This window comes from Arcticibacter pallidicorallinus (assembly GCF_003002875.1).
GTDB classification, from domain to species: Bacteria; Bacteroidota; Bacteroidia; order Sphingobacteriales; family Sphingobacteriaceae; genus Arcticibacter; species Arcticibacter pallidicorallinus.
On sequence record NZ_PVTH01000002.1, the window covers coordinates 182,677 to 208,396 of the forward strand.

Annotated in this window: 19 protein-coding genes; 17 read left to right on the forward strand and 2 right to left on the reverse strand. The window is 45.3% G+C overall.

Annotation, left to right across the window (positions count from 1 at the left end; translation table 11 throughout):
• Positions 1–70: 70 nt before the first annotated feature.
• Together B0I27_RS03575 and B0I27_RS03580 are read right to left on the reverse strand one after the other, a co-directional pair.
• Positions 71–1,123: a response regulator gene (locus B0I27_RS03575; protein WP_106291521.1), complete on the reverse strand. Its 1,053-nt coding sequence runs from the start codon at positions 1,121–1,123 to the stop codon at positions 71–73.
• Positions 1,095–2,309, reverse strand: a complete 1,215-nt coding sequence (locus B0I27_RS03580) for a PAS domain-containing sensor histidine kinase (RefSeq protein WP_106291523.1) — start codon at positions 2,307–2,309, stop codon at positions 1,095–1,097. The genes B0I27_RS03575 and B0I27_RS03580 overlap by 29 nt, the downstream gene beginning before the upstream one ends.
• A 175-nt stretch (positions 2,310–2,484) precedes the next feature.
• Here B0I27_RS03580 and B0I27_RS17375 point away from each other — a divergent pair, with 175 nt between their 5' ends.
• The 17 genes from B0I27_RS17375 (at position 2,485) to B0I27_RS03660 (ending at position 25,700) form a co-directional block, all read left to right on the forward strand.
• Positions 2,485–2,883 carry an HYC_CC_PP family protein gene (locus B0I27_RS17375; RefSeq protein ID WP_146133080.1) on the forward strand — a complete coding sequence of 133 codons (399 nt, stop codon included), beginning with the start codon at positions 2,485–2,487 and terminating at the stop codon, positions 2,881–2,883.
• Between the two features lie 118 nt (positions 2,884–3,001).
• Complete coding sequence (locus tag B0I27_RS17775) at positions 3,002–4,279, forward strand: efflux RND transporter permease subunit (protein WP_425428119.1); 1,278 nt, start codon at positions 3,002–3,004, stop codon at positions 4,277–4,279.
• Entirely contained in the window at positions 4,269–6,218 is a 1,950-nt protein-coding gene (locus B0I27_RS17780) for an efflux RND transporter permease subunit (RefSeq protein WP_106291527.1), read from the forward strand. Before B0I27_RS17775 ends, B0I27_RS17780 begins: the two co-directional genes overlap by 11 nt.
• Positions 6,205–7,452: a TolC family protein gene (locus tag B0I27_RS03595; protein WP_245925425.1), complete on the forward strand. Its 1,248-nt coding sequence runs from the start codon at positions 6,205–6,207 to the stop codon at positions 7,450–7,452. The genes B0I27_RS17780 and B0I27_RS03595 overlap by 14 nt, the downstream gene beginning before the upstream one ends.
• Positions 7,430–8,665, forward strand: coding sequence for an efflux RND transporter periplasmic adaptor subunit (locus B0I27_RS03600; RefSeq protein WP_106291529.1), 1,236 nt, complete (start codon positions 7,430–7,432; stop codon positions 8,663–8,665). Before B0I27_RS03595 ends, B0I27_RS03600 begins: the two co-directional genes overlap by 23 nt.
• 8 nt (positions 8,666–8,673) lie before the next feature.
• Positions 8,674–9,873, forward strand: coding sequence for an efflux RND transporter periplasmic adaptor subunit (locus B0I27_RS03605; RefSeq protein ID WP_106291531.1), 1,200 nt, complete (start codon positions 8,674–8,676; stop codon positions 9,871–9,873).
• Between the two features lie 35 nt (positions 9,874–9,908).
• Positions 9,909–10,457: a DUF3347 domain-containing protein gene (locus tag B0I27_RS03610; RefSeq protein WP_106291533.1), complete on the forward strand. Its 549-nt coding sequence runs from the start codon at positions 9,909–9,911 to the stop codon at positions 10,455–10,457.
• Between the two features lie 91 nt (positions 10,458–10,548).
• Positions 10,549–11,625: an L-rhamnose/proton symporter RhaT gene (gene rhaT, locus B0I27_RS03615; RefSeq protein WP_106291535.1), complete on the forward strand. Its 1,077-nt coding sequence runs from the start codon at positions 10,549–10,551 to the stop codon at positions 11,623–11,625.
• A 14-nt stretch (positions 11,626–11,639) separates the two neighbouring features.
• Positions 11,640–13,757: a bifunctional aldolase/short-chain dehydrogenase gene (locus tag B0I27_RS03620; protein WP_106291537.1), complete on the forward strand. Its 2,118-nt coding sequence runs from the start codon at positions 11,640–11,642 to the stop codon at positions 13,755–13,757.
• Positions 13,758–13,829: 72 nt separating this feature from the next.
• On the forward strand, positions 13,830–15,104 hold the full coding sequence (locus tag B0I27_RS03625) for a sugar isomerase (protein WP_106291539.1): 1,275 nt from the start codon (positions 13,830–13,832) through the stop codon (positions 15,102–15,104).
• A 76-nt stretch (positions 15,105–15,180) separates the two neighbouring features.
• Entirely contained in the window at positions 15,181–16,566 is a 1,386-nt protein-coding gene (locus B0I27_RS03630) for an FGGY-family carbohydrate kinase (protein ID WP_106291541.1), read from the forward strand.
• On the forward strand, positions 16,563–17,297 hold the full coding sequence (locus B0I27_RS03635) for a (Fe-S)-binding protein (protein ID WP_106291543.1): 735 nt from the start codon (positions 16,563–16,565) through the stop codon (positions 17,295–17,297). The genes B0I27_RS03630 and B0I27_RS03635 overlap by 4 nt, the downstream gene beginning before the upstream one ends.
• Entirely contained in the window at positions 17,294–18,661 is a 1,368-nt protein-coding gene (locus B0I27_RS03640; protein ID WP_106291545.1) for a lactate utilization protein B, read from the forward strand. The genes B0I27_RS03635 and B0I27_RS03640 overlap by 4 nt, the downstream gene beginning before the upstream one ends.
• Positions 18,662–18,678: 17 nt before the next feature.
• Positions 18,679–19,272, forward strand: a complete 594-nt coding sequence (locus B0I27_RS03645) for a LutC/YkgG family protein (protein WP_106292086.1) — start codon at positions 18,679–18,681, stop codon at positions 19,270–19,272.
• A 259-nt stretch (positions 19,273–19,531) separates the two neighbouring features.
• The gene (locus tag B0I27_RS03650) at positions 19,532–20,602 is read left to right on the forward strand and encodes a glycoside hydrolase family protein (RefSeq protein ID WP_106291547.1); all 1,071 of its coding nucleotides are present in this window, start codon (positions 19,532–19,534) and stop codon (positions 20,600–20,602) included.
• Positions 20,603–20,619: 17 nt separating this feature from the next.
• Positions 20,620–22,050, forward strand: a complete 1,431-nt coding sequence (locus B0I27_RS03655; RefSeq protein WP_106291549.1) for a glycoside hydrolase family 28 protein — start codon at positions 20,620–20,622, stop codon at positions 22,048–22,050.
• Positions 22,051–22,073: 23 nt separating this feature from the next.
• The gene (locus B0I27_RS03660) at positions 22,074–25,700 is read left to right on the forward strand and encodes a DUF4450 domain-containing protein (protein ID WP_106291551.1); all 3,627 of its coding nucleotides are present in this window, start codon (positions 22,074–22,076) and stop codon (positions 25,698–25,700) included.
• Positions 25,701–25,720: the final 20 nt, after the last annotated feature.

Genomic DNA, 25,720 nt, shown 5'->3' on the forward strand with positions numbered 1-25,720 from the left:
TGTATTTTCAAAGATAAGCAGGCGAGTTTGCCCCTCGCATGAGTTGAGTCAGACGAAAACGTGATATTGATCAGTTTTTCATATTTGTCAGTTTTTTTGCATTTAAAATGATTATCTGGCTACCTTTCTTTTCGATCAGCCCTTCCGTTTTAAAGTCGCTTAACGTTCGGCTTACCGTTTCGGTAGCCATTCCGGCCATAGATGCGAGATCGTCTCTGGAGATTCTCAGAACGGCGTTTTCAGGATCATTTCCTGCCAGGCGAAGCAGAACCTGAGACATTCGTTTTCTGACCGAATGGTAAGCAAGCTGTAAAAGCTGGTCTTCCTTCTCTTTCAGATTGTTGGCTATTATTTTGATAAACGCTTTTCCTACCTCTGGATAATGATTAACAAGCTGATCTACCATTTCTTTTGGAAGCATGCAGATGGAAGAATCTTCAACTGCTTCGGCAGTTTCGTGGTAAATGTCATTTGATAGCAGGGCGTTTACACCGATGTATTCATCTGGTCCGTACAAGGATGTGAGTAATTCCCGGTCGTCGTTGCTGATCTTATAGGTTTTCACTTTGCCACTCAGCAAGAGGTATAAGCCGTTAGGACTATCGCCTTCGTAAAATATAATCTGCTTCTTTTTTATGGTTCTTATTTTTCTGTCGGCTACCAGTTTTTGCAGTTCTGCAAGTCCGTCGCCACGATTCACAAGGCTATCAATCTTCTCGAGCGATTTATTGTAGAATGCCTCCTGCTTTTCCTTTTTCTGCAGACGACTTTCAATAGCATTTAACAGTTCGACGTCATCAAAAGGCTTAGTCAGGTAATCGTCTGCTCCCATCTCCATTCCTTTACGCATGTCTACACGCTCAGCTTTAGCTGTAAGGAAAATAAAAGGAATGGCTGAAGTTTCTGGTGTTTTGCCCAGCATGAACAATACGCCGTAGCCATCCAGTTCAGGCATCATGATGTCACATAGAATAATGTCTGGAAGATGCTTAATAGCTAGTTCAACGCCTGTTTTGCCATTGTCAGCGTGGAATACCTGATAGTTTGCGAGTTCAAGTATTTCCGTGGTACTCTCGCGGATATCATCGTTATCCTCAATAATTAGAATGGACGTTTTTTTCATCGTTTGAAGAAAAAGATATGGTGAATTTTGTTCCTTTATTAATAATGCTTTCAAATTGAACGTAACCGTTCATCAGCCCGGCATATCGCCTGACGATATTTAGTCCGAGGCCGGTACCCGGAATATTACCTGTATTGTGGGCGCGGAAAAAGGGTTGAAATAAGTGTTTCTGATCGGCTTCCGGTATACCTATCCCGTTATCACTGATAGTAATTATGTATTGACTTTCAGTAACTTCTGAATTGAATTCAATAAATGTATTCTCGCCGGAGTATTTTATGGCATTGGCGATCAAGTTGATTATGCAATTTTTTAGCAGGTTCTGATCCAAAACAACGATACTGCTTAGGCCGGTGTGCTCATAGATGATGTTTTGATTCTGTTTGGTAATTAACTGCATCTCTTCGGTTATCTCTTCCGCAAGCTTCACCAGATCAAAGCGGGTAAAGGTAGGTTCTACTCGCCCTGCTTCCAATCGCTCCAAAGATAAAAAGTCGTTTAGAATCGTCGTGAGATTTCCAACGGCATTCTTGATCTTGTTTACATGTTTTGAAATGTTTGCTGAATCCTCCTGGGCCGAATATTTTTCGATTAAGGAAGCAGAAAGCTGTACAGAGCTCAAAGGTGTGCGGAACTCGTGTGATGCCATTGAAACGAATCTGCTTTTCAACTGATTGAGTTCTTTCTCTTTTTCCAGCGACAGGCTCACTTCTTCCTTTGCTTCCTGAAGGGCTTGGACGGTTTTGCGCAAAGAGGCTGTTCGCTCTTCGACCAGCTCCTCAAGCTGGGCCGCATGGTTTTTAATCCGGTCTTCGGCTTCCTTTTCTCTGGTCAGGTCATTGATGAATCCAGCGTAAATGGTTCTATCAGTAAGGATAACTTCACTAACAGCCAGCCTGAAGGGAAATTGACTTCCGTCCTTCTTGAGACCCCGAACTTCCCTTCCTATCCCTATTATGTGCCGCTCTCCGGTTGCCTGATACCGTTGGAGGTATTGATCGTGACGGGAGTGATCAGGCTCGGGCATCAGCATGGAGATGTTTCTGCCAATTACTTCGTGGGGAGAAAAGCCAAATAGCTTACATGCGGAAGGATTAATGGATTCTATCAGTCCTCTTCTGTCAATCGTTATGATCCCATCGATCGCATTGTCAATAATGGCATGTAAAAGGGTTGCATCATTCATTCGCAAAACATACGTTGGTTCCCCAAAAGTAATAAATTAAAGTATTAACTCGCTTTTGAGTATAAACAGCTTGAAACGCAGGTTCTATAGGAGATAGCAGCCGCTTAAAATGTAAATCGAACCGATAATTATATAACTGCAGCGCTCAAAAATTCTATATCTTTGCTGGACAATAATGAAAAAGTTCTTAGTGACCATATTAGCAGTATTTTACCTCGGTGTTTCATCGGGCGCTACTGTGCACTTTCATTATTGCATGGGACAACTGGTCGAGTGGGGCTTATCCTCGACAAAGACTGAAGACTCCTCCAAATGTAATAAGTGTGGGATGGGAACAGACTCTGATAATGATTGCTGCAAACATCAGAGTAAAGAGGCAAAGGTTGACAAAGTTCAAAAAGCTGCCGAAAACTATTTTCACTTTGCGATCCCTGCAACCGAGCTAAGACCAGGATCTTCATTCTATAACATACCCTCTTATTCTCGGGTAACTGAGTCATATCCGCTTTCGAATTCACCTCCCCGCACGGCAAGTGCAGCTACCTACTTGCGAGTTTGTAGTTTCCGGATATAGAATTTCTTCCCTTCTTTCCCAGGTGGATCTCACCTGATGCATGACGTCTGCGATATCGCAGATCAACGATCATTAATACAATATTTAATTCATGGTAGAAAAGCTAATCGCATTCTCGATGCGAAATAGGTTTCTGGTACTGCTATTCGCTGCAGGAGTATTCGCTTACGGCATTTATTCTGTAAAAACCAGTAAGATTGACGCAATACCGGACCTATCCGAAAATCAGGTAATTGTACTTACCGAGTGGATGGGCAGAAGCCCTCAAATAATAGAAGATCAGGTAACATATCCCTTGGTTACCAACCTTCAGGGTTTGCCAAGGGTAAAGTACGTTCGTGCGAACTCCATGTTCGGAATGAGCTTTGTTTATGTCATATTCGATGACGATGTTGACGTTTACTGGGCTCGTACCCGCGTGCTCGAGCGGCTCAGTTCAATAGGAAATTCACTTCCTGAGGGGGTGGTGCCTGCAATGGGACCGGATGGGACGGGAGTAGGCCACATTTTGTGGTATACGCTTGATGCTCCAGGAATGGATCTCGGCGAACAGCGTGCTGTCCAGGACTGGTATATTAAATTTGCCTTGCAAAATGTCGCAGGCGTGAGTGAGATCGCCTCATTTGGTGGTTTTCAGAAGCAATATCAAATTACGATAGATCCAAATAAGCTCAGTTATTATAAACTGTCCGTTCAAGACGTGATGCGTACTGTAAACGCTAATAACAATGAAGCCGGGGGGAGAAAATTTGAGATGAGCGACGTAGGCTATATCATCAAGACGACGGGATATCTGAAATCGATGGAGGAGATTGGAAGCCTTGCGGTGAAGACCCAGAATTCTATTCCTGTGAGGATCAGAGATGTAGCTACAGTTCAGATGTCCGGAGAAAGCAGGCTTGGAATCTTTGATTATAACGGAGAGGGAGAAGCCGTAGGAGGTATAGTGGTGCTGCGATATGGAGAGAATGCTGACGAGGTGATAAAGAACGTGAAAGCTAAGATGATCGAAGTATCAAAGGGTTTGCCGGAAGGAGTGAAGTTCAATATTGTATATGATCGGGGTGAGCTTATAGAAGAATCGATCTCTTCAATTACCACTACGCTCATCGAGGAAATGATTGTGGTAACGATTATTGTAATCGTTTTTCTCTTTCATTGGCGCAGTGCTGTAAGTATTGTAATACAGATTCCCATAACCATCGCTGCGAGCTTTATTATTCTGAATGCGTTCGATATCTCGTCTAACATCATGTCACTTACCGGTATTGCCCTGGCGATCGGGGTGATCGTTGATAATGGGATAATTATGTCGGAGAATGCTTATAAGCATCTTGCCGTTCGGCAAGCAGAACTTGGTGAGTTAAGGAAGAAAGGAGATACACATGTGGAGTAAAATAAGTAAATATTTCAGAAAGAAGAAGGCAAAGGCAGACTACGTACGCCTATCTGATGAGGAGAGATTGACTATCATTGAGAGGGCTTGCAAGCAGGTTTCCAGGGGCGTGTTTTACTCAACTGTGATCATCATAACGTCTTTTTTACCGGTGTTTCTACTAACCGGGCAAGAGGGTAAATTGTTTCATCCGCTGGCATATACGAAGACGTTTATTCTGGTGATTGATGCTTTACTGGTTGTTACGCTTGCCCCTGTACTTATATCCTTTTTCCTGAAAGGAAGATTTCGCTCAGAGAATGAAAACCCCATCAACCGGAGGTTAGAGAAGATTTATGAGCCGTTAATTAGGGCCTGTATGCGTCATCGAAAAACGACGATAGGAGTGAATATCCTGGCTTTGCTTGTAAGTATTCCACTGTTGATGAGTTTGGGACGTGAATTTATGCCCCCTCTGGATGAGCAATCTATCTTATTTATGCCAGTTACTCTACCCGATGTGTCGAACGCCGAGGCGAAACGAATTCTTCAGGTACAGGATAAAATTATCAAGTCTGTTCCCGAAGTAGATAAAGTACTGGGGAAGGCGGGAAGAGCGAACACAGCAACCGACAATTCACCGATGTCGATGATCGAAACGATAATATCTCTAAAGCCGAAAAATGAATGGCGTGAAGGAATAACGAAGCAAGATATTATTAATGAGCTTGACTCGAAGCTTCAGATCCCCGGTGTTGTAAATGGCTGGACGCAACCGATCATCAATCGTATAAATATGCTCTCAACAGGCATACGGACCGACGTCGGCGTGAAAGTTCATGGCCAGGACTTAAACAAGATTGCATCAGTTTCACGGGAGGTGCAGACTTTGCTTCAGCATGTGGAGGGTGTGAAGGACCTATATGTCGAGCCTGTTACGGGTGGAAAATACCTGGAGATCGATGTTAAACGTGATCAACTTGCACGGTATGGATTAACTGTTGATGATGTCAATGCACTTGTTGAAACTACGATTGGGGGAGCGCCCTTTGCTAACACCATCGAAGGGCGGCGCAGATTTGGTATCCATCTGAGGCTCGGTCAGGAATATCGTAACAGCATCGACCGACTGAAACGGATCCCGTTGAATTCTCCCGATGCCGGAACCATACCGCTATCGGCAGTAGCAGACATTCGGTTCGTTGACGGTCCTCCTATGATTACATCTGATAATGCGATACTGCGGGGAGCCGTCATGTTCAATGTACGAGACAGGGATCTGGGAGCTACGGTTCAGGAGGCCGTTGATAAGCTGAACAATGAGCTGAAACTGCCTGATGGTTACTTTATCGAGTGGAGCGGACAGTACGAAAATCTGATGAGAGGACAGCAGACACTCATTTATATTGTGCCGATAGTACTGGTAATTATCCTGGTGTCCCTATATCTGGCTTTCAGATCGATTCGTGAGGCGTTTTTGAGCCTCGTAACCATACCATTTGCATTGATTGGAGGTGCATACCTTGTTTTCTTCTGGGGGGTTAATCTATCAGTCGCCGTGGCTGTAGGCTTTATCGCTCTTTTCGGAATAGCTGTGGAGACGGGTGTGGTAATGGTGATATATCTCAATGATGCTATGCGTCAGTTAGTAGCCTTGAAAGGCAATTCCAGTGAAACGATTACCAAGGAAGATTTGAGAGAGTATGTGATTCACGGAGCGGCCAAGCGGTTGAGGCCAAAGATCATGACGGTTTGTGTGGCCCTGTTCGGTCTTATTCCCGTCTTATGGTCTACCGGAGTTGGTAGTGATATGATGCAACCCATCGTTTTGCCAATGATTGGAGGGGTGCTCACGTCGTCCACACACATTTTACTGGTTACGCCGCTCATCTTTTTGATGACTAAAGAATATGAATTAAAGAAATTTGGAAAGCTGGAGGTATACGATGTACAGCATTAAAATTGTGTTTTTCGCCTGGCTGTTTGTCACGCCTGCCCTGGTGGTCGGGCAAGAAATTCTGACGATCGATCAGGTGCTACAGGAGGTTTCTCAGAATAATCCTGCTATTCGGGCCCTCGACAGTAGGATTAAAAGCAGTGAAGCAAAAGTTGAGGGGGCAGGAGCCTGGATGGCACCGATGGTTGGAGCCGGCACCTTTATGACTCCTTATCCAGGGGCAGAACTTATGACCGACTCAGAAAAGGGCTCCTGGATGTTTTCGGCAGAGCAAGAGATCCCCAATCCTTCGAAGATAAGAGCGAAAAAAAAGTACTTCGCTTCTCAATCTGCTATTAATCTTGCAGAGCAGGACATGCGCCTCAATCAGCTTAAAGCCAGAGCCAGGGATCTTTACTATGGTATAGTTGTGTTGCATAAGAAATTGGGGTATCAGTCCGAAAATAACATGATTATGCAGAACATGAAGAAACTCGCTGAGATTCGATATCCTTATAATCAGGGTGCATTAGGACAAGTTTTTAAAGCAGAAGGTCGCTTGTACGAAACGGAGAATATGTTATTGATGACAGAAGCTGAGATTCAGTCAAACAAAACTGCACTCAATGCACTGATGAATAGACCTCTCCAGACTGACTTTCAAATTGATACGACCTTAGAGATAAGGTTTAAGCCCCTGGCTAACCTGGACACCGCCTATTTGTCTGGCAACAGAAGCGACCTCAAGCAAATGGACCGATCCATCCTGGCAATGGAGTATAATATCAACCAAATGAGGAAGGAGGCTAAACCTGATTTCAGAATTCGTTTTGAACATATGTTGCCTCGATCGCAGATGATGCCCAATCAGTATTCCATGATGGGCATGCTCTCCATTCCGATTGCTCCATGGTCTTCAGGTATGTACAAATCCGAGGTTAAAGCGATGAGTTTTGAACAGGAAGCTATGAAAAAAGAGCGGGAGTCAATGCTTACGGAGATGTTCGGTATGACGAAGGGTATGGAGAATAGCCTGATGAATATGGAAAGACAGCTTAGAAACTATAAGGAGAAAATATTGCCGGCATTAAGGAAAAATCTTCAGGTTTCCATGTTGTCTTACCAGGAAAATAAAGGAGACTTAAATACGGTAATCGACGGATGGGAAGCGATAAATATGGCACAGATGACGTATATAGAGCAAATGCAGCTGTTTTACAAAATGATTGTTGACTATGAGAAGAATATTGAAAGATAGTAGGATAGCTGTTGCTTTACTGGTGTTATTCAGTCTCTTTGGCTGCGGCGGAGTTGGCGGAAAAAAGAATCATGAGCAGACCATGATGGATCACGATGCGGTACATGATAGTCTCTCTCATCTCGTAAAACCTACGGACGAAGTGGTAATTGCCAGTATGGAAACCATTAAGCCACAGAAAGGAAGCCGCTTTGCCAACGTTTCTGCACAAGGTAGAATAGGCTACAATGAGAATAACGTAAGCAGCCAGTCTGCCAGGGTGAGCGGTAGAATCGAGCGTCTTTACGTTAAATACAATTACCAGCCGATTTCCAAAGGGCAAAAGCTCATGGATATATACAGTCCGGATATTGTGAACGCACAGCAGGAGCTTTTGTTCCTTCATGAAAATCATGAGCAGGAACTCGCTGAAATGGCAAAGAGAAAGCTGTTGTTACTGGGAGTTACTAACCAACAAATAAGCCATTTGCTTAACACCGGTAAGGTAAGTTACACGTTCAGTGTATACAGTACGATATCCGGATATATAGTTGAGAATCTTTCCAGCAACCCAGGAATGAGCAACGCTTCGGGAAGTACGGTGATCACCTCCTCGCCGTCCGCCACCGGGTCGTCGGATGGGATGGATGGTATGGGTTCATCTGCGGCGCCAGCTCCTGAATTACCAGCCCTTCCGGAGTCGTCTCCACTGCAGTTGAGAGAAGGGCAGTATATTTCGCAAGGGCAGACTTTGTTCAAAGTTATCAACTCCAATGAGGTTTGGGCTGAATTTTATGTACAGCCAGAACAGCTTGAAATTTTCAAAAGAGGGGCTAAAATTTCCATAACCTCAGCTAATGAAGAAGAGAAGTCTGCCGACGCTTCCGTAAGCATCGTTCGACCCTTTTATTCATCCGGCGAAAGCTACCCCCTGGTGAGAGCTATTCTGCAAAACTCACGGAAAAATTGGAGAATCGGAGAGTTGGTTCAAGTGAGCAAAGAGGAAGTGAAAAAGGATGGTGTCTGGCTACCGCGCACTGCGGTTTTAGGACTGGGTGGGCGTTCTGTTTCTTTTGTTAAAGAAGATGATGTCTTTGTGCCGGTAGAGGTAAAGGTCCAAGGCTACGCGGGCGGCTGGGTGGATATTGGCGAGAGTATAGGAAATAGAAAAGTTGCCCTTAATGCCTGGTTCCTCATGGACAGTGAGAGTTTTGTACAGGTTAGGAATAGATAAAAAGTAAGATGATGAAGAATCTGATGTATTATATACTAGTGGTTGCTGTAGTGGCTTTATCTGCTTGCAGTTCAGATAAAACAAAGAGCGAATCAGGCGGTTCAACTACGACGTATACATGTCCCATGCATCCGCAGGTGGTTAGTGCGGAGCCAGGTACATGTCCGGTCTGTGCAATGGATCTTGTACCAGTGTCTGCTTCGGGGGAGGGTAACGAAATCATGTTAAGTGCCAGTCAGATACAGCTTGCAAATATTCATACCAAGCATATTAGAACTGATCGATTTAAAACTTCCAAGGTATTAAACGGACGTATTATTGCAAATGCGGATTTGGCGGAATCGATTTCATCCCGCTATGCGGGACGTGTAGAAAAGCTTTTCGTTAAGGAAACGGGTCGACCCGTGAGTAAAGGCCAACCCCTTTTTCAGATATACAGCGAGGAGATGGAGACTTTGCAACAGGACTACCTGCTGCAAGCCAGGCAAATGGCTGCGTTTCCTGATGAGAAGATCTACCGAACTCTTTTTGACGCCGCCGGCAACAGACTTAAACTGTTCGGTTATTCCCAGGCCCAGCTACGTAATTTGCTAAATCAAGCGAAGACCTCTGCACTGGTTACCGTTAATGCTACACAATCAGGAATCATCAACGAGATTAATATAGTGGAAGGACAGTATGTGAGCGAGGGTACTCCTGTTATCAAGCTGGAAAACCTTTCAGAGCTATGGATTGAAGCAGACGTATATCCCAATGAAGTTAGATCCTTAAAAACAGGGATGGTCATGATGGTATCAGTCGATGGAGTTACTGCCGGCGCCGAGTCTGTGAAGGTTGATTTCATAGCGCCGCAGGTCGATCCGGCCAGTCAGCTCGTAAAGATAAGGGGCACGATCAGGAATCGAGGCAATTTACAGCCCGGTATGCATGCAACCGTTCTATTATCCGACTCAAAAGATATGGAAGGTGTTTCCGTTCCTTTAGACGCGGTCATTCGCGAGGAGGGTGGCTCGCATGTTTGGATTAAGACAGGAAAGGCTACCTTTGAGCCAAGAAAGGTGACCACAGGTACTGAAGATGCCTCGCAGGTTATCATCCTTTCAGGATTGGACACAGATAACGAAGTAGTTACGACAGGGGCGTACTTATTAACAAGTGAGTTTATCCTTAAAAAGGGTAAGAACCCCATAGCCTTGGATCATCACTAAATCAAACAATTTATTTATCATATAAAATAGTTACAATGAAATCGAAGTATTTTAAAAACGCAGTTTTATCGTTAGGATTTATATCTTTTATGGGACTAGTATCCTGTTCTTCAGGTGATAAGAAACATGCAAGCTCTGAAACAGATGAAGTGCAGCATACCGAAGCAGCAGAGAGCTCTGCAGCTTCATTTGAGGACGAGAAAGTGGGTCAGGTTTATGCGGACTACATTACTCTTAAAGATGCGCTTGTTGAGTCAGATGAGAAGAATGCAGGGATTGCGGCTGGTGCCTTGCAGTCGTCCTTGATTGAGAGTTCCAACAAGAAGGCGGCTGATTTGGCGGCTAAGATTGCTAGCGCTTCGTCTTTGAAAGCTCAGAGAGAGCCCTTTAACGCATTGAGCGCTGAAATGGAAGCGATACTGAAGGCAGCTAAGATTTCAGGCGGAAGCGTTTATAAGCAATACTGCCCAATGGCCAATGGCGACCAAGGGGGCTACTGGCTTGCGAATGAGAAGTCGATCCGTAACCCTTATTATGGAGACGAGATGATGACTTGCGGTAGTGTGAAAGAGGAAATCAAGTAACAGGTACCGCCTTCGCCGGCATGACAGTGCATGACGGATATTAATGCTCTCTTATTTATTTTTAGCCAAACTAATTATTAAGCATAAATAAATGTCAGCATTATTTGGAGTCATTTTTCATTTTATTGGAGGGTTTGCTTCGGGCAGCTTCTATATTCCCTACAAGAAGGTTAAGGGGTGGGCCTGGGAAAGTTACTGGATAGTTGGAGGGATCTTTTCCTGGCTCATCGTGCCGCCTTTAGCTGCCTATTTGACCATTCCTAACTATACCGATATCATCAGTGCAACTGACGGTGGAATCTTATGGTTGACCTATTTGTTTGGCACACTCTGGGGAATCGGGGGACTGACCTATGGTCTTGGTGTAAGATATTTGGGCGTTTCGCTTGGTAGCTCCATTATATTAGGAATCAGTATGGTCTTTGGATCAATACTTCCTTCCATTTACTTTGACTTTTTTCCTGCTGAAGGGAAGGATACGTTTACCATGTTGATCAGCAACACCTGGGGACAAATGGTATTGCTGGGTCTTTTGATCTGTACAGCGGGAATTGTCCTTTGTGGAAAGGCAGGGGTCATGAAAGAGAAAGAGCAGGATCAGGAAACGAAAAACTCCAGTAGTAACGAGTTTAAGATAGGACTCGGACTGGTAGTATCTATTATCTCCGGTGTACTTAGTGCCTGTTTCAACTTCGGTCTTGAGGCCGGAAAGCCAATGGCAGAGCAGGCGAATGCAATCTGGAAAGCCGCCAATCCGGGTGGAGGAGAGTTCTTATTTCAGAATAACGTAACCTATGTGGTTGTGTTATGGGGTGGATTAACCACCAATTTCATCTGGTGTATGATCCTCAACTTCAAAAACAAGACCTTCAAGAACTACACGGATTCAAACACCCCTATACTTAAAAATATTGCCTTTTCTGCACTTGCAGGTATAACATGGTTCCTCCAGTTTTTCTTCTATGGAATGGGGGAAAGCAGACTGGGGAACGGACCAAGTTCCTGGATACTGCACATGGCTTTCATCATCTTAATCGCAAACGTTTGGGGTATAATACTAAATGAATGGAAGGGTGTAAGCCGTAAAACATATACTACAATAATTATGGGGATTGTAACTATTGTGGTATCCGTATTGGTCGTTGGATACGGGAACTCACTGAAATAAAACAAATCAAACATATGTCTATCGTAACAGATTTCAAACACGTTAACTATCTATGGGATAATACTGCTGCCGCAAAGCTGGAAGGTGATGAGGTAGCTTTATTAATTTACCGGTCCAACCTGCTTGGAGCGGACTTGCGCCTAACCAACTACGGCGGTGGAAATACATCTTGTAAAACAATTGAAAAAGATCCATTAACAGGTGCTGATACCGAAGTAATGTGGATTAAAGGCTCAGGAGGAGATATCGGAACTTTAACTCGCAGCGGATTAGCCGGCCTTTATGTGGACCGTTTGAGAAATCTCGAAAACGTTTACAAGGGAATCGAGCAAGAAGATGAAATGGTTGAGCTCTTCAACCATTGTATATATGACCTGAAATCGAAAGCTCCGTCAATCGACACGCCATTGCACGGCTTCCTTCCGTTCAAACATATTGATCACTTACATCCTGATGCTGCGATTGCTATTGCAGCGGCAAAAGATGGAAAGAAAATAACTGAAGAACTTTTTAAAGGGACTATCGGCTGGGTTGACTGGCAGAGACCGGGCTTTGATCTGGGTCTTCAGTTAAAGCGTTGCCTTGCGGAAAACCCGGGAATCAGAGGTATTATGCTGGGTTCTCATGGCTTGTTTACCTGGGGCGATACAGCGTATGAATGCTACGTTAACAGTCTGGAAGTAATTGAAGCTTCCGCGGAGTATTTAGAGCAGAATTATGGAAAAAAGGGCCCGGTATTTGGTGGTCAAAAGATAGAGAGCATTGCCCCCGAAGCTCGCAAAAAACAAGCATCCGCAATCGCTCCAATATTAAGAGGCTTCTGCTCCAGCGAACGCCACATGGTAGGTCATTTTACCGACGACGCCCGCGTTTTAGAGTTTATTAACTCCAACGATCTGGACAGGTTGGCGCCACTTGGAACAAGCTGCCCTGACCACTTCCTTCGCACGAAGATCAGTCCTCTAGTACTGGAATTGGATGCCAACGCAGACTTATCCAATGTTGCCGAACTGAAAGAGAAGTTAACTCCCGCATTTGAGGCATATCGCCAGATGTACAAGGAATACTATGAAACTTGTAAACACGCGAATAGCCCCGCTATACGTGATTCCAACCCTGTCGTTATTTTGTATCCGGGTGTTGGAATGTTTACGTTTTCAAAAGACAAACAGACAGCACGCGTAGCTGCAGAATTTTACACCAATGCCATCAATGTAATGAAGGGGGCTGAAGCGGTATCTGAATATACCTCTTTGCCACGTCAGGAGGCATTCGATATTGAATATTGGTTATTAGAGGAAGCCAAGCTTTCTCGTATGCCTAAGCCAAAACCTTTATCAGGTCGTATCGCATTGATTACAGGCAGTGCAGGTGGTATAGGTAAGGCAATTGCAAAGCGCTTTATAGATGAGGGTGGAGTTGTCGTTATTAATGACAATGATTCGGGTCGTCTGGAATCTGCCAGATCTGAATTTAACGCTCAGTATGGCAAAGACGCGTTTGCTGCCGTGTTACTGGATGTGACCGATTCGGCTAAAATAGCGAATGCATATGATGAAGCGGCACTGGCGTTCGGCGGTGTTGATATCATTGTGAATTGTGCAGGTTTGTCCATTTCTAAGCCAGTTCAGGATCATACAGAAAAAGACTGGGATATTTTATATGACGTACTGGTTAAGGGTCAGTTCCTCGTTACCCAAAAAGGTATAGAGGTTATGCGTAAGCAGGCTCTTGGTGGTGACGTTTTGAATATTGTCAGTAAAAATGCGCTTGTTTCAGGACCAAATAATGCTGGTTATGGATCAGCGAAAGCTGCTCAGTTACATTTAAGCAGATTGAATGCTGCTGAACTGGGTGGTGACGGTATCCGTGTTAACGTTGTTAATCCAGATGCTGTAATTTCCGACAGTAAGATCTGGGAAAGCGGATGGGCTGAAGGTCGTGCAAAAGCATATGGCATCACGGTGCCTGAGTTGCCTGCCTATTATGCCAAGCGTACCTTACTCAACAAGATCATCCTTCCTGAAGACATCGCTAACGCGTGTTTTGTTCTGGTAGGTGGTTTGATGGATAAGTCTACCGGCAACGTATTGAACGTTGATGGTGGTGTGGCGATGGCATTTGTGAGATAGAAACCAAATCAGGAGCTTCAGTTGGTTCATTCATGTGAATGTTTGCTGAAGCTCTATTTAAAACCATAGTATATGAAAATTGAGAGGTATCAGATTGAGGAACACAACAGTAAATTAGCTCAATCGCATCAAAGGAAGTTTGAATTTTTAACTCAGGATATTCAGGGTACAGAGGATATCGTGCAGAAACTGATGAAGTTTCAGATTGCTATCCCAAGCTGGGCACTTGGTACCGGAGGAACACGTTTCGGTCGGTTCTCAGGAGGCGGGGAGCCACGCAGTCTGGAAGAAAAGATGGGTGATATTGGCCTGCTTCATCAACTAAATCAATCCAGCGGTGCTATCTCTCTTCATATTCCCTGGGATATCCCCCAGAACATACAAGACATCAAAGCTCTGGCTGCACAATACGGTTTGCGCTTCGATGCGATGAACTCAAATACCTTCCAGGATCAGCCAGGTCAGGAACAAAGCTATAAATTTGGCTCTATGCAGCATGTCGACAAAGCAGTGCGCAAGCAGGCTGTTGATCACAACATCGAGGTAATCAAACAGGGTGTAGCTTTAGGTTCAGACTCGCTGACGGTATGGCTAGCCGATGGATCTTCTTTTCCAGGTCAGCTTAATTTCCGCCGGGCATTTGAAAATACACTAGAAAGCCTTCAGGAAATTTATGCAGCATTGCCTGAAGACTGGAAAGTCTTTGTTGAATACAAGGCCTTCGAACCAAACTTCTACTCAACTACAGTTGGAGATTGGGGACAGTCTTTGCTTTACGCAAATAAACTGGGCCCTAAAGCTTATACACTTGTGGATCTTGGACACCATTTGCCAAACGCAAACATCGAGCAGATTGTATCATTGCTATTAATGGAAGGCAAACTGGGCGGATTCCACTTCAACGATTCCAAATACGGTGATGATGATCTTACCGCAGGCAGCGTAAAGCCATACCAGCTGTTCCTCATTTTCAATGAGCTAGTAGCCGGAATGGATGCTAAGGGAATGGATCATGCAAGCGGACTTGGCTGGATGATCGATGCTTCTCACAATGTAAAGGATCCTTTGGAAGACTTGCTACAATCAGTGGAGGCGATCATGATGGCTTATGCTCAGGCATTGTTGGTTGACAAGCAGGGCTTAGAAGAAGCGCGTCTGCAAAATGATGTAGTGCGTTGCCAGGAAATCTTACAAAATGCTTTCCGTACGGATGTTCGCCCGCTCGTTGCAGAAGCCAGACTTCGTGCCAACGCTGCATTAAATCCGGTAGGATTATTCAGAGAACTTCAGGTAAGAGAGAAGCTCATCGGAGAGAGAGGATATAAAACAGTCGCGACCGGCTTATAATGAAATAGTTTCTGTATAGAGCTAAGGGCAATGCTCTTAGCTCTTTGCTTATTTATGAACTTTTTAATTTATAACAATGCCGATTCCTGTAATAGCCGTTTTTGACGTTGGTAAAACCAACAAGAAGATTTTCTTTTTTGATGAGCAATACAAGATCGTTCTCGAACGTACAGCTCAGTTTAACGAAACAGTTGACGAAGACGGTGATCCATGCGAGGACATTCATTTGCTCACAACCTGGATTAAAAATACGATAGCGGAGATCACCGCTCTTGAACGATATGAGATAAAGGGAATTAATTTCTCAGCTTATGGTGCCACCTTTGTGCATCTTGACGAAGAAGGAAATCCTCTTACACCCATTTATAATTACCTTAAGCCCTATCCGGAGCATCTTCAGAAACAGTTTAACGATACGTACGGAGATGGACTTCAATTTTCCAAAGAGACTGCATCTCCAATCCTGGGCAACTTAAACTCGGGAATGCAGCTATACAGGCTTAAGTATGAACAGCCTGAAATCTTTCAGCAGGTAAAAGTTTCTCTGCATTTTCCGCAATATCTTAGCTACCTTATATCAGGAAAGCTTTATACCGATATTACCAGTATAGGATGTCATACAGGCTTGTGGGATTTTCAAAAAAACGCTTATCATCGCTGGGTTCGTGAAGAAGGGATAGAAGAAAAGCTTGCCCCTATTTACCCCTCAGATGCTGCTTTTGAAGTAGATCTGAAAGGGAAACCCTGCGTAGCCGGAATAGGGTTACACGATAGCTCTTCGGCTCTTATACCTTTTCTCACAAGCTTTCATGAGCCTTTCATGCTGCTATCAACAGGTACATGGTGTGTGAGCCTCAATCCGTTTAACGATTCCCCGCTATCGGAAATGGAGCTAAAGAAAGATTGTCTCTCATACATTAGTTATAAGGGCAGACCTGTAAAAGCTTCCCGCCTCTTTGCAGGCAGTGAACACGGTCACCAGGCAAAAAGAATTGCAGATCACTTCAACGAACAGATCGACTTTTATAAGCACCTCAGGTATAATGCTGATGTTATCAGTCATTTACGGCAGAAGCACGGAGCTGTAAATACAACAACACAGTCCGGAGATTTAGTCGCTTCGGGTTTTGAATTAAGAGATTTATCCGGATTCCTTTCTGCGGAAGAGGCCTATCATCAGTTGATAATCGACCTTGTCAGATTGCAGACACAGGTAAGCATGCTTGTGCTGAAAAATACAGATGTTAAACGTATCTTCGTCGATGGAGGATTCAGTAAGAATCCTATTTATATGCAACTGCTGGCTTCTGCTTTTCCGGATATGGAGGTGTTTGCGGCATCTGTTGCTCAGGCTACGTCTATCGGAGCAGCTCTGGCCATTCATAAACACTGGAACAGTCAGGCATTGCCGACGAACATCATTGACTTAAAATTTTATTCAGCTTCAGAATTAGCACTATGACCGTTGGGTTATTTATACCTTGTTATGTAGATCAGTTTTATCCTAATGCCGGCATCGCCACGTTGCAGCTGTTGGAAAAACTGGGAGTTGACGTCGTCTACCCCAAAAAGCAAACCTGCTGCGGCCAACCTATGGCCAATTCTGGTTTCTCCCATCTTACGGGAGGGTGTGACGAGCTGTTTACTGAAATATTTGCCGACTTTGAATATGTGGTCGTTCCCTCCGGAAGCTGCGCACTTCATATCAAGGATCACCTTCATTCAAAAAAGCAACCTGGTGAGTCAAAAGCGCTGAGGGCGAAGGTCTATGAGCTGGTCGAATTTTTAACGGATGTCCTGAAGGTAGAAAACCTTGAAGCCAACTTCCCGTATAAGGTAGGCCTGCATCAAAGTTGCCATGGATTACGCGGACTTCACCTTTCACAGATGACAGAGCTTGTGGCCCCCCCGTTCTCAAAACCGGGTAAGCTGCTGAGTATGGTTAGTGGACTGGAGCTGGTAGAGCTCGACAGACAGGATGAGTGTTGTGGTTTTGGCGGAACGTTCTGTGTGGCAGAAGAAGCCGTGTCAGCTAAAATGGGTAAGGACCGCGTTGCCGACCATATCAAGCATGGTGCAGAATATATCACTGGCGCAGATCTCTCTTGTTTGATGCATATGGAGGGTATTCTGCGCAGGCAGAAAAGTAATGTTAAAGTTGTGCACATCGCAGAGATTTTAAACGGAATATGAGAGATCACGCAGCGTTATCTGAAGAGTTTAATAAAGATGAGGCCAGAGTGGACTGGCATGATGAAACACTTTGGTTTATCAGGCAAAAGAGAGACCGGGCTGTTCACTCCATTCCGGAGTGGGAATGGCTACGCGAAACCGGTTCTCAAATTAAAAACAACGTACTTTCAAATCTGAGTGCTTATCTGGAGCAGTTCGAGGCCAATGCCTTGAGAAACGGTGTTCAGGTGCACTGGGCTGCCGATGCAAAGGAACATAACGAAATTGTTCTCTCCATCATGAAGAGGCATCAGGCCGACCGTATGGTTAAGAGTAAGTCCATGCTGACAGAAGAATGCCACCTGAATGACTTTCTTGCCAAAAACGGGATTGAGGTAATTGACTCCGATCTGGGAGAGCGTATTGTTCAACTCGCTGAAGAACCACCCAGTCACATTGTATTACCCTGTATCCATAAGAAGAAAGAAGAAATTGGAGACCTCTTTCATGAGCATCTTGGAACGGCCGCAGGGGAGGCAGATCCCCAGGTCTTGACTGAGGCAGCTCGCCAGCATCTTCGGGACACTTTCCTTACCAGGAAGGTAGCACTAACGGGTGTCAATTTTGCGGTTGCGGAGACAGGTGAATTTGTTGTTTGTACGAACGAAGGTAACGCGGATATGGGAGCCCATTTGTCTGACGTTCATATCGCCTGTATGGGGATCGAGAAAATTATCCCCGAACGTAAACACCTGAGCGTATTTCTGCGCCTGCTTACCAGAAGTGCAACGGGACAGCCTATCACAACCTACTCCAGCCATTTTATGAAGCCTCGTGAAGGGCAGGAGATGCATATTGTATTGGTAGACAACGGTAGAAGTCGTCAACTGGGGCGAGCTGACTTTCGCAACTCTCTTAAATGTATCCGTTGTGGATCATGTATGAACACATGTCCTGTGTACCGCAGAAGCGGAGGTCATAGCTACCATACAACAATAGCCGGACCAATAGGAGCTATACTTGCTCCTAATCTGGATATGAAAGATCACGCAGATCTTCCGTTTGCATCAACCCTTTGCGGATCATGCTCCAATGTCTGTCCTGTAAAGATCGATATCCATGATCAGCTATATAAGTGGCGGCAGGTATTGGTCAAGGAAGGGCATGTGAATTCCGCTAAAGCAGCTGGTATGAAGGCAATGGCTTATACCTTTGCGAACCCATCTGTTTTCGAAGTTGCCGGTAAATCAGGCCGGTGGTTCATGAAGAATTTTCCGGCTCTCGTCAGCAATAAATTCAACCCATGGTATAAGGAAAGAGAGATGCCCGAACCGCCAAAAGAGTCTTTCCGCGAATGGTATTCAAAAAACAGAAAGAAAGCATAAGATTACTGAACAACAGGATGTCAAGCAAAAACAAAATTTTAACTGCGCTAAAAGCGAATCAGCCAGATCTCCTTCCACTGCCCGCATTGGAAGTCCCCCTAGCCGAACCCGTCTCAGCGGAGGCAATCGAGGAGAAGTTTAAAACGACTGTCGTGACGATCGGCGGCAGGATATTCGAAGTAAACAACTTTGACCAGATAAGAGAAGTAATCGTTCAGCAATTTATTCCTCCTGCCAGAATAGTATCTTCATTCCCGGAGCTTAATGATATTGCCGAGACCGACATAGCTGATGTAAATCCGCACCTTCTTGAAAATATTGAACTTGCAGTGCTAAAGGCACAGCTGGGGGTTGCCGAGAACGGATCACTATGGGTTCCGGAGGCAAACATGATACAAAGAGTTGTCCCTTTTATTTGCCAGCACCTCGCACTGGTAGTCAACAGAAAGGATCTTATTGCTAATATGCACGAGGCTTACGAAATCCTTGGTAATAGTAATACGGGCTTCGGAGCTTTTATAGCCGGCCCCTCGAAGACTGCTGATATTGAACAATCGTTGGTACTTGGCGCACATGGGCCAAGGAGCCTGACGGTGTTTATCTACGGATAACTTCTATAGGGCGCCATTGTTTTAGCCCTTCTCTGGTAACAAACCTGTTTCAAATGCTGGTATAGGAATGAAACAGGACGCTACAGGACAGGTATTGTGTAAAAAGGGAGTATTTTAGATACTTCAGCTGAAAACCTAACAATTTCGGCTATAACCATTTTTACCTAACACTCATGAAGGTACCAAATAGAATCACACTTTTATTTGACCCATTGAAAGGATCACCAATTCATAAAGTAGCATCCAATTCCTGTTTTCTATGAAAAGAAGTTCTTTTTTATATCAGATGTCGATTTTATCGGCCCTTGCCGCTTTGCCGGGAAGTGTAAAATCCAATTGGCTTTCAGAACTTTCAAACGGAGGCTTCCCCTATAAGTTGAAGCCCGTGGGGCGCTGCCTGGAACTGGAAGGATATTATGTCTGGTGTAATAGCCCTATCCTCGGTCCGGATAATAAAGTCCACCTCTTCTTTTCGCGCTGGTCATCAGCGAAAAAAATGGGTGGATGGCTAAACGGTTGTGAAATTGCACATGCTGTAGCTGATCATCCAGAGGCAGAATTCAAGGTGATTGGTACTGTTCTGCCACCGAGAGGGCCTGGCTTCTGGGACGCTACCACTTGTCATAATCCTCATATTCAATTCATCGACGGCCTTTACTGCCTCTTTTACATGGGTAACTCCAATGGGAAGACCGACACCAAACGCATCGGTCTCGCCACATCGAAATCGTTGTACGGACCCTGGACTCGTCCCGATGAGCCTTTACTGCAGCCGGGAGAAGCGGGAGCATGGGATGACCATTGTACAACCAACCCTGCTTTCGTCAAGCATCCCAACGGACAGTACATGCTTTATTACAAATCCTGGAACTCCAACGACTATTATAATTCCAAAGATCCTTCGATTCGCGGAAATCGGAAATATGGCCTGGCTGTATCCGACCGGCTTGAGGGGCCCTACAAGAGATACCTCTATAATCCAATTGTCGACTTCTCCTCGACCGGTAACAACAATCAGTTTGAAGACGCCTTCGTCTGGATGGATAAAGGCAAGTTTAAGATGCTCGCGAGAGATATGGGCGTTTTCAACCATGAGGTCGGGTTATATCTCGATTCTTCAGATGGCGTACATTGGAATCGTCCCGAGATCGCTTACAAAGCGCTTAAAGACTATGTGGAATTACCCCCGGCTCCTGCGCACCTTAAGCGATATGGGCGACTTGAGCGCCCTCAGCTGTTATTCGTAAAGGATAAACCGGCCTATCTTTTCGCCGCTTGCCAGGGAGGGAAATATGAAACTGCATCCTCTTTCGTACTGAAAATCACCTAATTTTTAACACATACACAATGAACACGAAAAGACTATCAGGCTTAGTGCTGGCAATTGGGATGCTGCTATTTATTTCGGCATGCGCAACACGTGAGAAAACAGTCTGGACTTCTACAGAACAGCCCCTGAAAGAAATGGAGCGTATCAGAGCCCTGATCAAAGCTCCTGTTTTTAAAGATAAAGACTATGATATTACTGCTTACGGTGCTGTGGGAGATGGAGTGACACTAAATACAGAGGCATTCCGCAGAGCAATCGAAGATTGTAATAAAAACGGAGGTGGCCGGGTGATCGTACCGTATGGCAAGTTCCTTACAGGAGCGATTACTTTAAAAAGCAATGTCAACCTGCACCTGGCAGACAGCACAACCATATTGTTCAGCAGAGACCCCGAACACTATCCGATTGTGTTTACCCGCTGGGAAGGTATGGAATTGATGAACTATTCTCCGTTCATCTATGCCTATGGCGAAGAAAACATCGCTATCACCGGAAACGGCACCTTAGACGGAAATGCTGATGACGACAACTGGTGGTATTGGAAGGGAAAAAAGGAGCATGGATGGGATGAAAGTAAGGGACACCAGGGTCCCGCTCGCGATTCGCTTCATGCACTAAACCATCAAAAGACCGACCCTAAAACCCGTATTTTCGGAAAGGGTCATTACCTGAGACCAAATTTCATCCAACCCTACAAATGCAATAACATCCTGATTTCGGACATCAAGATGATCAACTCACCCATGTGGAACCTTAATCCGGTGTTGTGTGAGAACGTGACCATTGAACGCGTTAAGATCATATCTCACGGACCAAATAACGACGGTGCAGATCCCGAATCATGTAAGAATGTATTGATTAAAGACTGTTTCTTCGACACTGGTGATGATTGTATCGCTATTAAATCGGGAAGAGATGAGGATGGACGTTCCATCAACAAGCCGGCAGAAAACCACATCATCGAAGGCTGCGAAATGAAAGAAGGTCACGGTGGAGTGGTAATTGGAAGTGAGATATCCGGTGGCGCACGTAATATCTTCGCTGTCAATTGTGTTATGGACAGTCCTGATCTGGACAGGGTTCTCCGCATAAAAACCAGCTCAAGTCGCGGTGGTGTCATTGAAAATATCTTTATGAAAGATATCAAAGTGGGTACCTACCGCGAAGCTGCCGTAAGATGTAATATGTTCTACGAGGCTCCGGGAGACTTTATACCTACTATCCGCAATGTCTGGGTGGAAAACATGCACGTAGAAAAAGGTGGCACCTACGGATTGCTGGTAAACGCCTACAAAGAGTCGCCTGTCGAAAATCTGAGAATGGTCAATTGCACAATCAACGGTGTCCAAATTCCTTTTAAGGTTGACTACGTTGAAAATCTAAAGTTTGATAATGTAAAAATCAATGGAGAAGTCACCGTTCTTCCCGATAGCTTAAGCTCCAAATAGTTAATAGGTGCAAATCATTTCCCATGTATAAAAGTACTCTTTTGATCCTCGCAGGACTTCTGTTCTGCGGGAATGCGAATATAAATGCTCAGTCGCCGCTTGCTTCCAAACAACTCTGGCATCAGAAAGAACGATCAATCCATTACCGTCCCGATGGTAAGGACTTCGTTTTGGTCAATGGAACGAAGCGTTTCAACCGTGCCCTTTACGGCACCAATACAGCTTTCCGCGTCGAAGCGGGCGATCTGCCTGAGTTTTCTATGTATATGCCGGGCATGGGGGGCAATCTTCAGCTGGGTTTGGTGTCCGGAACAAACAGTAAATGGATCATTCAGGCGAAAGATATTAAAAGTATCTATCGCCCCGGATCGATGCTCTATGAGATCAAAGACCCTGTGCTGGGTTCAGGTACGTTGCATGTCAGCGTATTGGCCCTTGCGGATGCCGAGGGTATGATAATAAAGGCAGCATTTTCAGGTGTGCCTGAAAATGTTAGCCTGATATGGGCTTTTGGTGGCGCTTCCGGTAAGAAGTTCAGTCGCAGCGGCGATATTGGTGCCGACCCAGAATCTTCGTTTTACTTAAAGCCTGAAAACTGTCAGAACAACAACTATAAGCTATCGGGCAAGAGCTTTCAGCTGACTTACGCGTCCTCTCAGCAGCTTACCGGTGTGCTTTCTGATAACGGTGATATTCGTTTGGCAGACGCTAGTGCTCTTGAATCTCCGTCTTCGCTCATAAAGTCTGCAGCCGGAGAGTTTCCGGTCGTTTCAGGCACGGTCAAAATGAAGAACGCTGAGGATACCTATATCCTGATCCAAAGACCGGCAGATAAAGGAAAGATAAAACCGTCGGATTTAGCTTTGAAGTTTGCGCAGGCCGAGCAGGCTAGAACGACACTGGCGCAACGTATTCAAGTAAACACTCCCGATCCGTATATCAATACGATTGGTGGAGCCCTTTCTGTTGCTGCAGACGGAATATGGGAAAGCCCCACTTTCCTTCATGGGGCAGTGGCCTGGCGGATGAGGCTCAATGCATGGCGTGGTGCCTCTGTTGCTGATCCGCTCGGATGGCATGATCGCGCGCTGGAGCATTTCCGCAGCTACGCCAAATCTCAGGTGCTTGAACCGGAAAGGGGACCGGTAGTAGCCGACACCGCATTGAACCTGGCACGCCAGGAAGAGAAAATGGGAAATTCCATGTTCAGCAGCGGATATATCTCCCGCAATCCTGACAATAACACCGTTCCACACCATTACGATATGAACCTCGTATTCTTTGATCAGATGATGAGCCATTTTCAGTGGACAGGCGATCTGACGGTTGCTAAAGAAATGTGGCCGGTAATCAAGCGCCATCTGGATTGGGAGAAACGGAACTTCGATACCGATGGCGACGGACTGTATGATGCCTACTGCGCTATCTGGGCGAGTGATGCCCTGCAGTATAGCGGGGGCGGGGTTACACATACCTCTTCTTATAATTACAGAGCAAATAAAATTGCCGCACAAATAGCCCGTCTGATTGGCGAGGATAGCAAACCCTATGAGCTGGAAGCTGAGAAAATCCATAACGCCATCAACAGTACATTATGGATGCCCCGCAAGGGATGGTATGCCGAATATCAAGATCTTCTCGGACTTAAAAAGCTGCATCCGGTACCGGGATTATGGACTATCTACCACGCCATCGACTCAAAGGTGCCCGATATGTTTAAAGCATACCAGTCACTTCGTTACGTAGACACCCAGATTCCGAGAATTCCAATTCTAGCGAACGGCCTGGATGACAAAGATCTCTATACGATCCCTACCACCAACTGGCAGCCCTATACCTGGTCTGTTAACAATGTAGCCTTGGCTGAAGTACTTCATACTTCGCTTGCTTATTGGCAGGCAGGGAGACCAGATGAGGCATTTAAGCTTTGGAAAAGCAATATTCTGGAATCCATGTATTTAAGCTCCAGTCCCGGAGGATTTCAACAATTATCCTTCTACGACGCAGTGCGCGGTGAGCTGTACAGAGACTTTGCTGATCCCATTGGTGTGGCCGGACGTACGCTGGTAGAAGGCCTCTTCGGCATAGAACCGAATGCACTCGCTGATACCTTAACCATTCGTCCGGGATTACCATCCGCATGGGGCTACGCTTCGCTGAAAACACCAGACCTATCTTTCGATTTCAAACGAGCCGAGCTTGCAGACCGGTATGTCATCGAAGCATACCGAACCAACCCGATGAATCTCAAACTGGAGATTAAGGCTAAGTCTGACCGCGTTAAGAATGTTCGTGTGAACGGCGTGGCTGTGAATTGGAAAGTCTCAGAAAGATCCCTGGGCACACCATCCCTGGAGATATTTGCGGGTAAAGCTGCAAAATACACCATCGAGGTAGCCTGGGATGGCGATTCGTTCGAACAGCCGTCTGTCAGCCCTGCTTTATACAAGGAATTGTTCAAAGCGGAGTTTAAGAACGCAAAGATCACCAATGTCTACGATCCTCAACAGATCCTTCAGGATGCGGTGTTCAAAAACAACAAACTGGAAGCCCTCATCGATTCTGAGAACGGACACAAGACTTTTTTCCTGAAGATGAGTCAGGGGAATTTCGTCTGGTGGATGCCCGTAGATATCGAGGTGATGAAGACCGTTGAGCTCATGGCACCAGCTGAACAAAATGAGGAAAGCCTCACATTTACGGTAAAAAACAATGGTCCTGCAGTAAGAGGCGAACTTATGCTGAAGGGCGGAAGCCGGATCGTATCCAAGATCGTGGAGCTGCCTGCCGGCGGTTCAGAAGAAATTGTAGTACCAAAGGAATACGTGTCCGCGGGAACCAACCTCATGCGGGTGGAATACAGACCGGGCGTTTATGCCGAAAAGGAAATCATCAATTGGAACGCTTTGCCAAACCAAGGCTCAATCTGGGAGTCGGTAGACCTCTCCGCTGTCTTTAATGATAAAGTAACCAACATTTTCAAAAACAGATACCTGAGTCCGCGCCCCGTGTCTCCAACCCTCCAGCTGCCCACGCAGGGAATAGGAAACTGGTGTTACCCGCTCACCACGGCTAATATAGATGACAGTGGATTAAGGGAAAAGGCCGGCGAAAAGAACCAGATAGTCCTTCCAAACGGAATACCGATGGCAACATCAGGACTTGTTGATGCCAACAATATCGCCTTCACTTCACAGTGGGATAACTATCCCGATTCCATCGTCGTACCGCTGTCGGGTTCAGCCTCACATGCCTACCTGCTTATGGCCGGCTCTACCAATCCTATGCAAAGCAGAATTGAGAATGGAGTGGTTCAGGTGGTGTATACAGACGGTACTATTGATCGTCTTCCCTTGGTTAACCCCTCAAACTGGTGGCCAATAGAGCAGGATTATATCAACGACGGTTACGCTTTCAATACAGACAGTCCCAAGCCGTATCGAGTGTACTTGAAAAGTGGTCAGGTGAGTCGCGACTTTAAGGACTTTATCTCTATTAAAGGATTTACTGAACGGGGAATAGATGGAGGGGCCGCAACAGTTCTTGATCTTGCACTCGATCCTAAGAAGGAGCTAAAGGAAATCTCTGTAAAGACCCTGGCCAATGATGTCGTCATCGGATTGATGAGTGTAACCTTACAAAAGATCTAAAAAATAGTATAACCGACAAA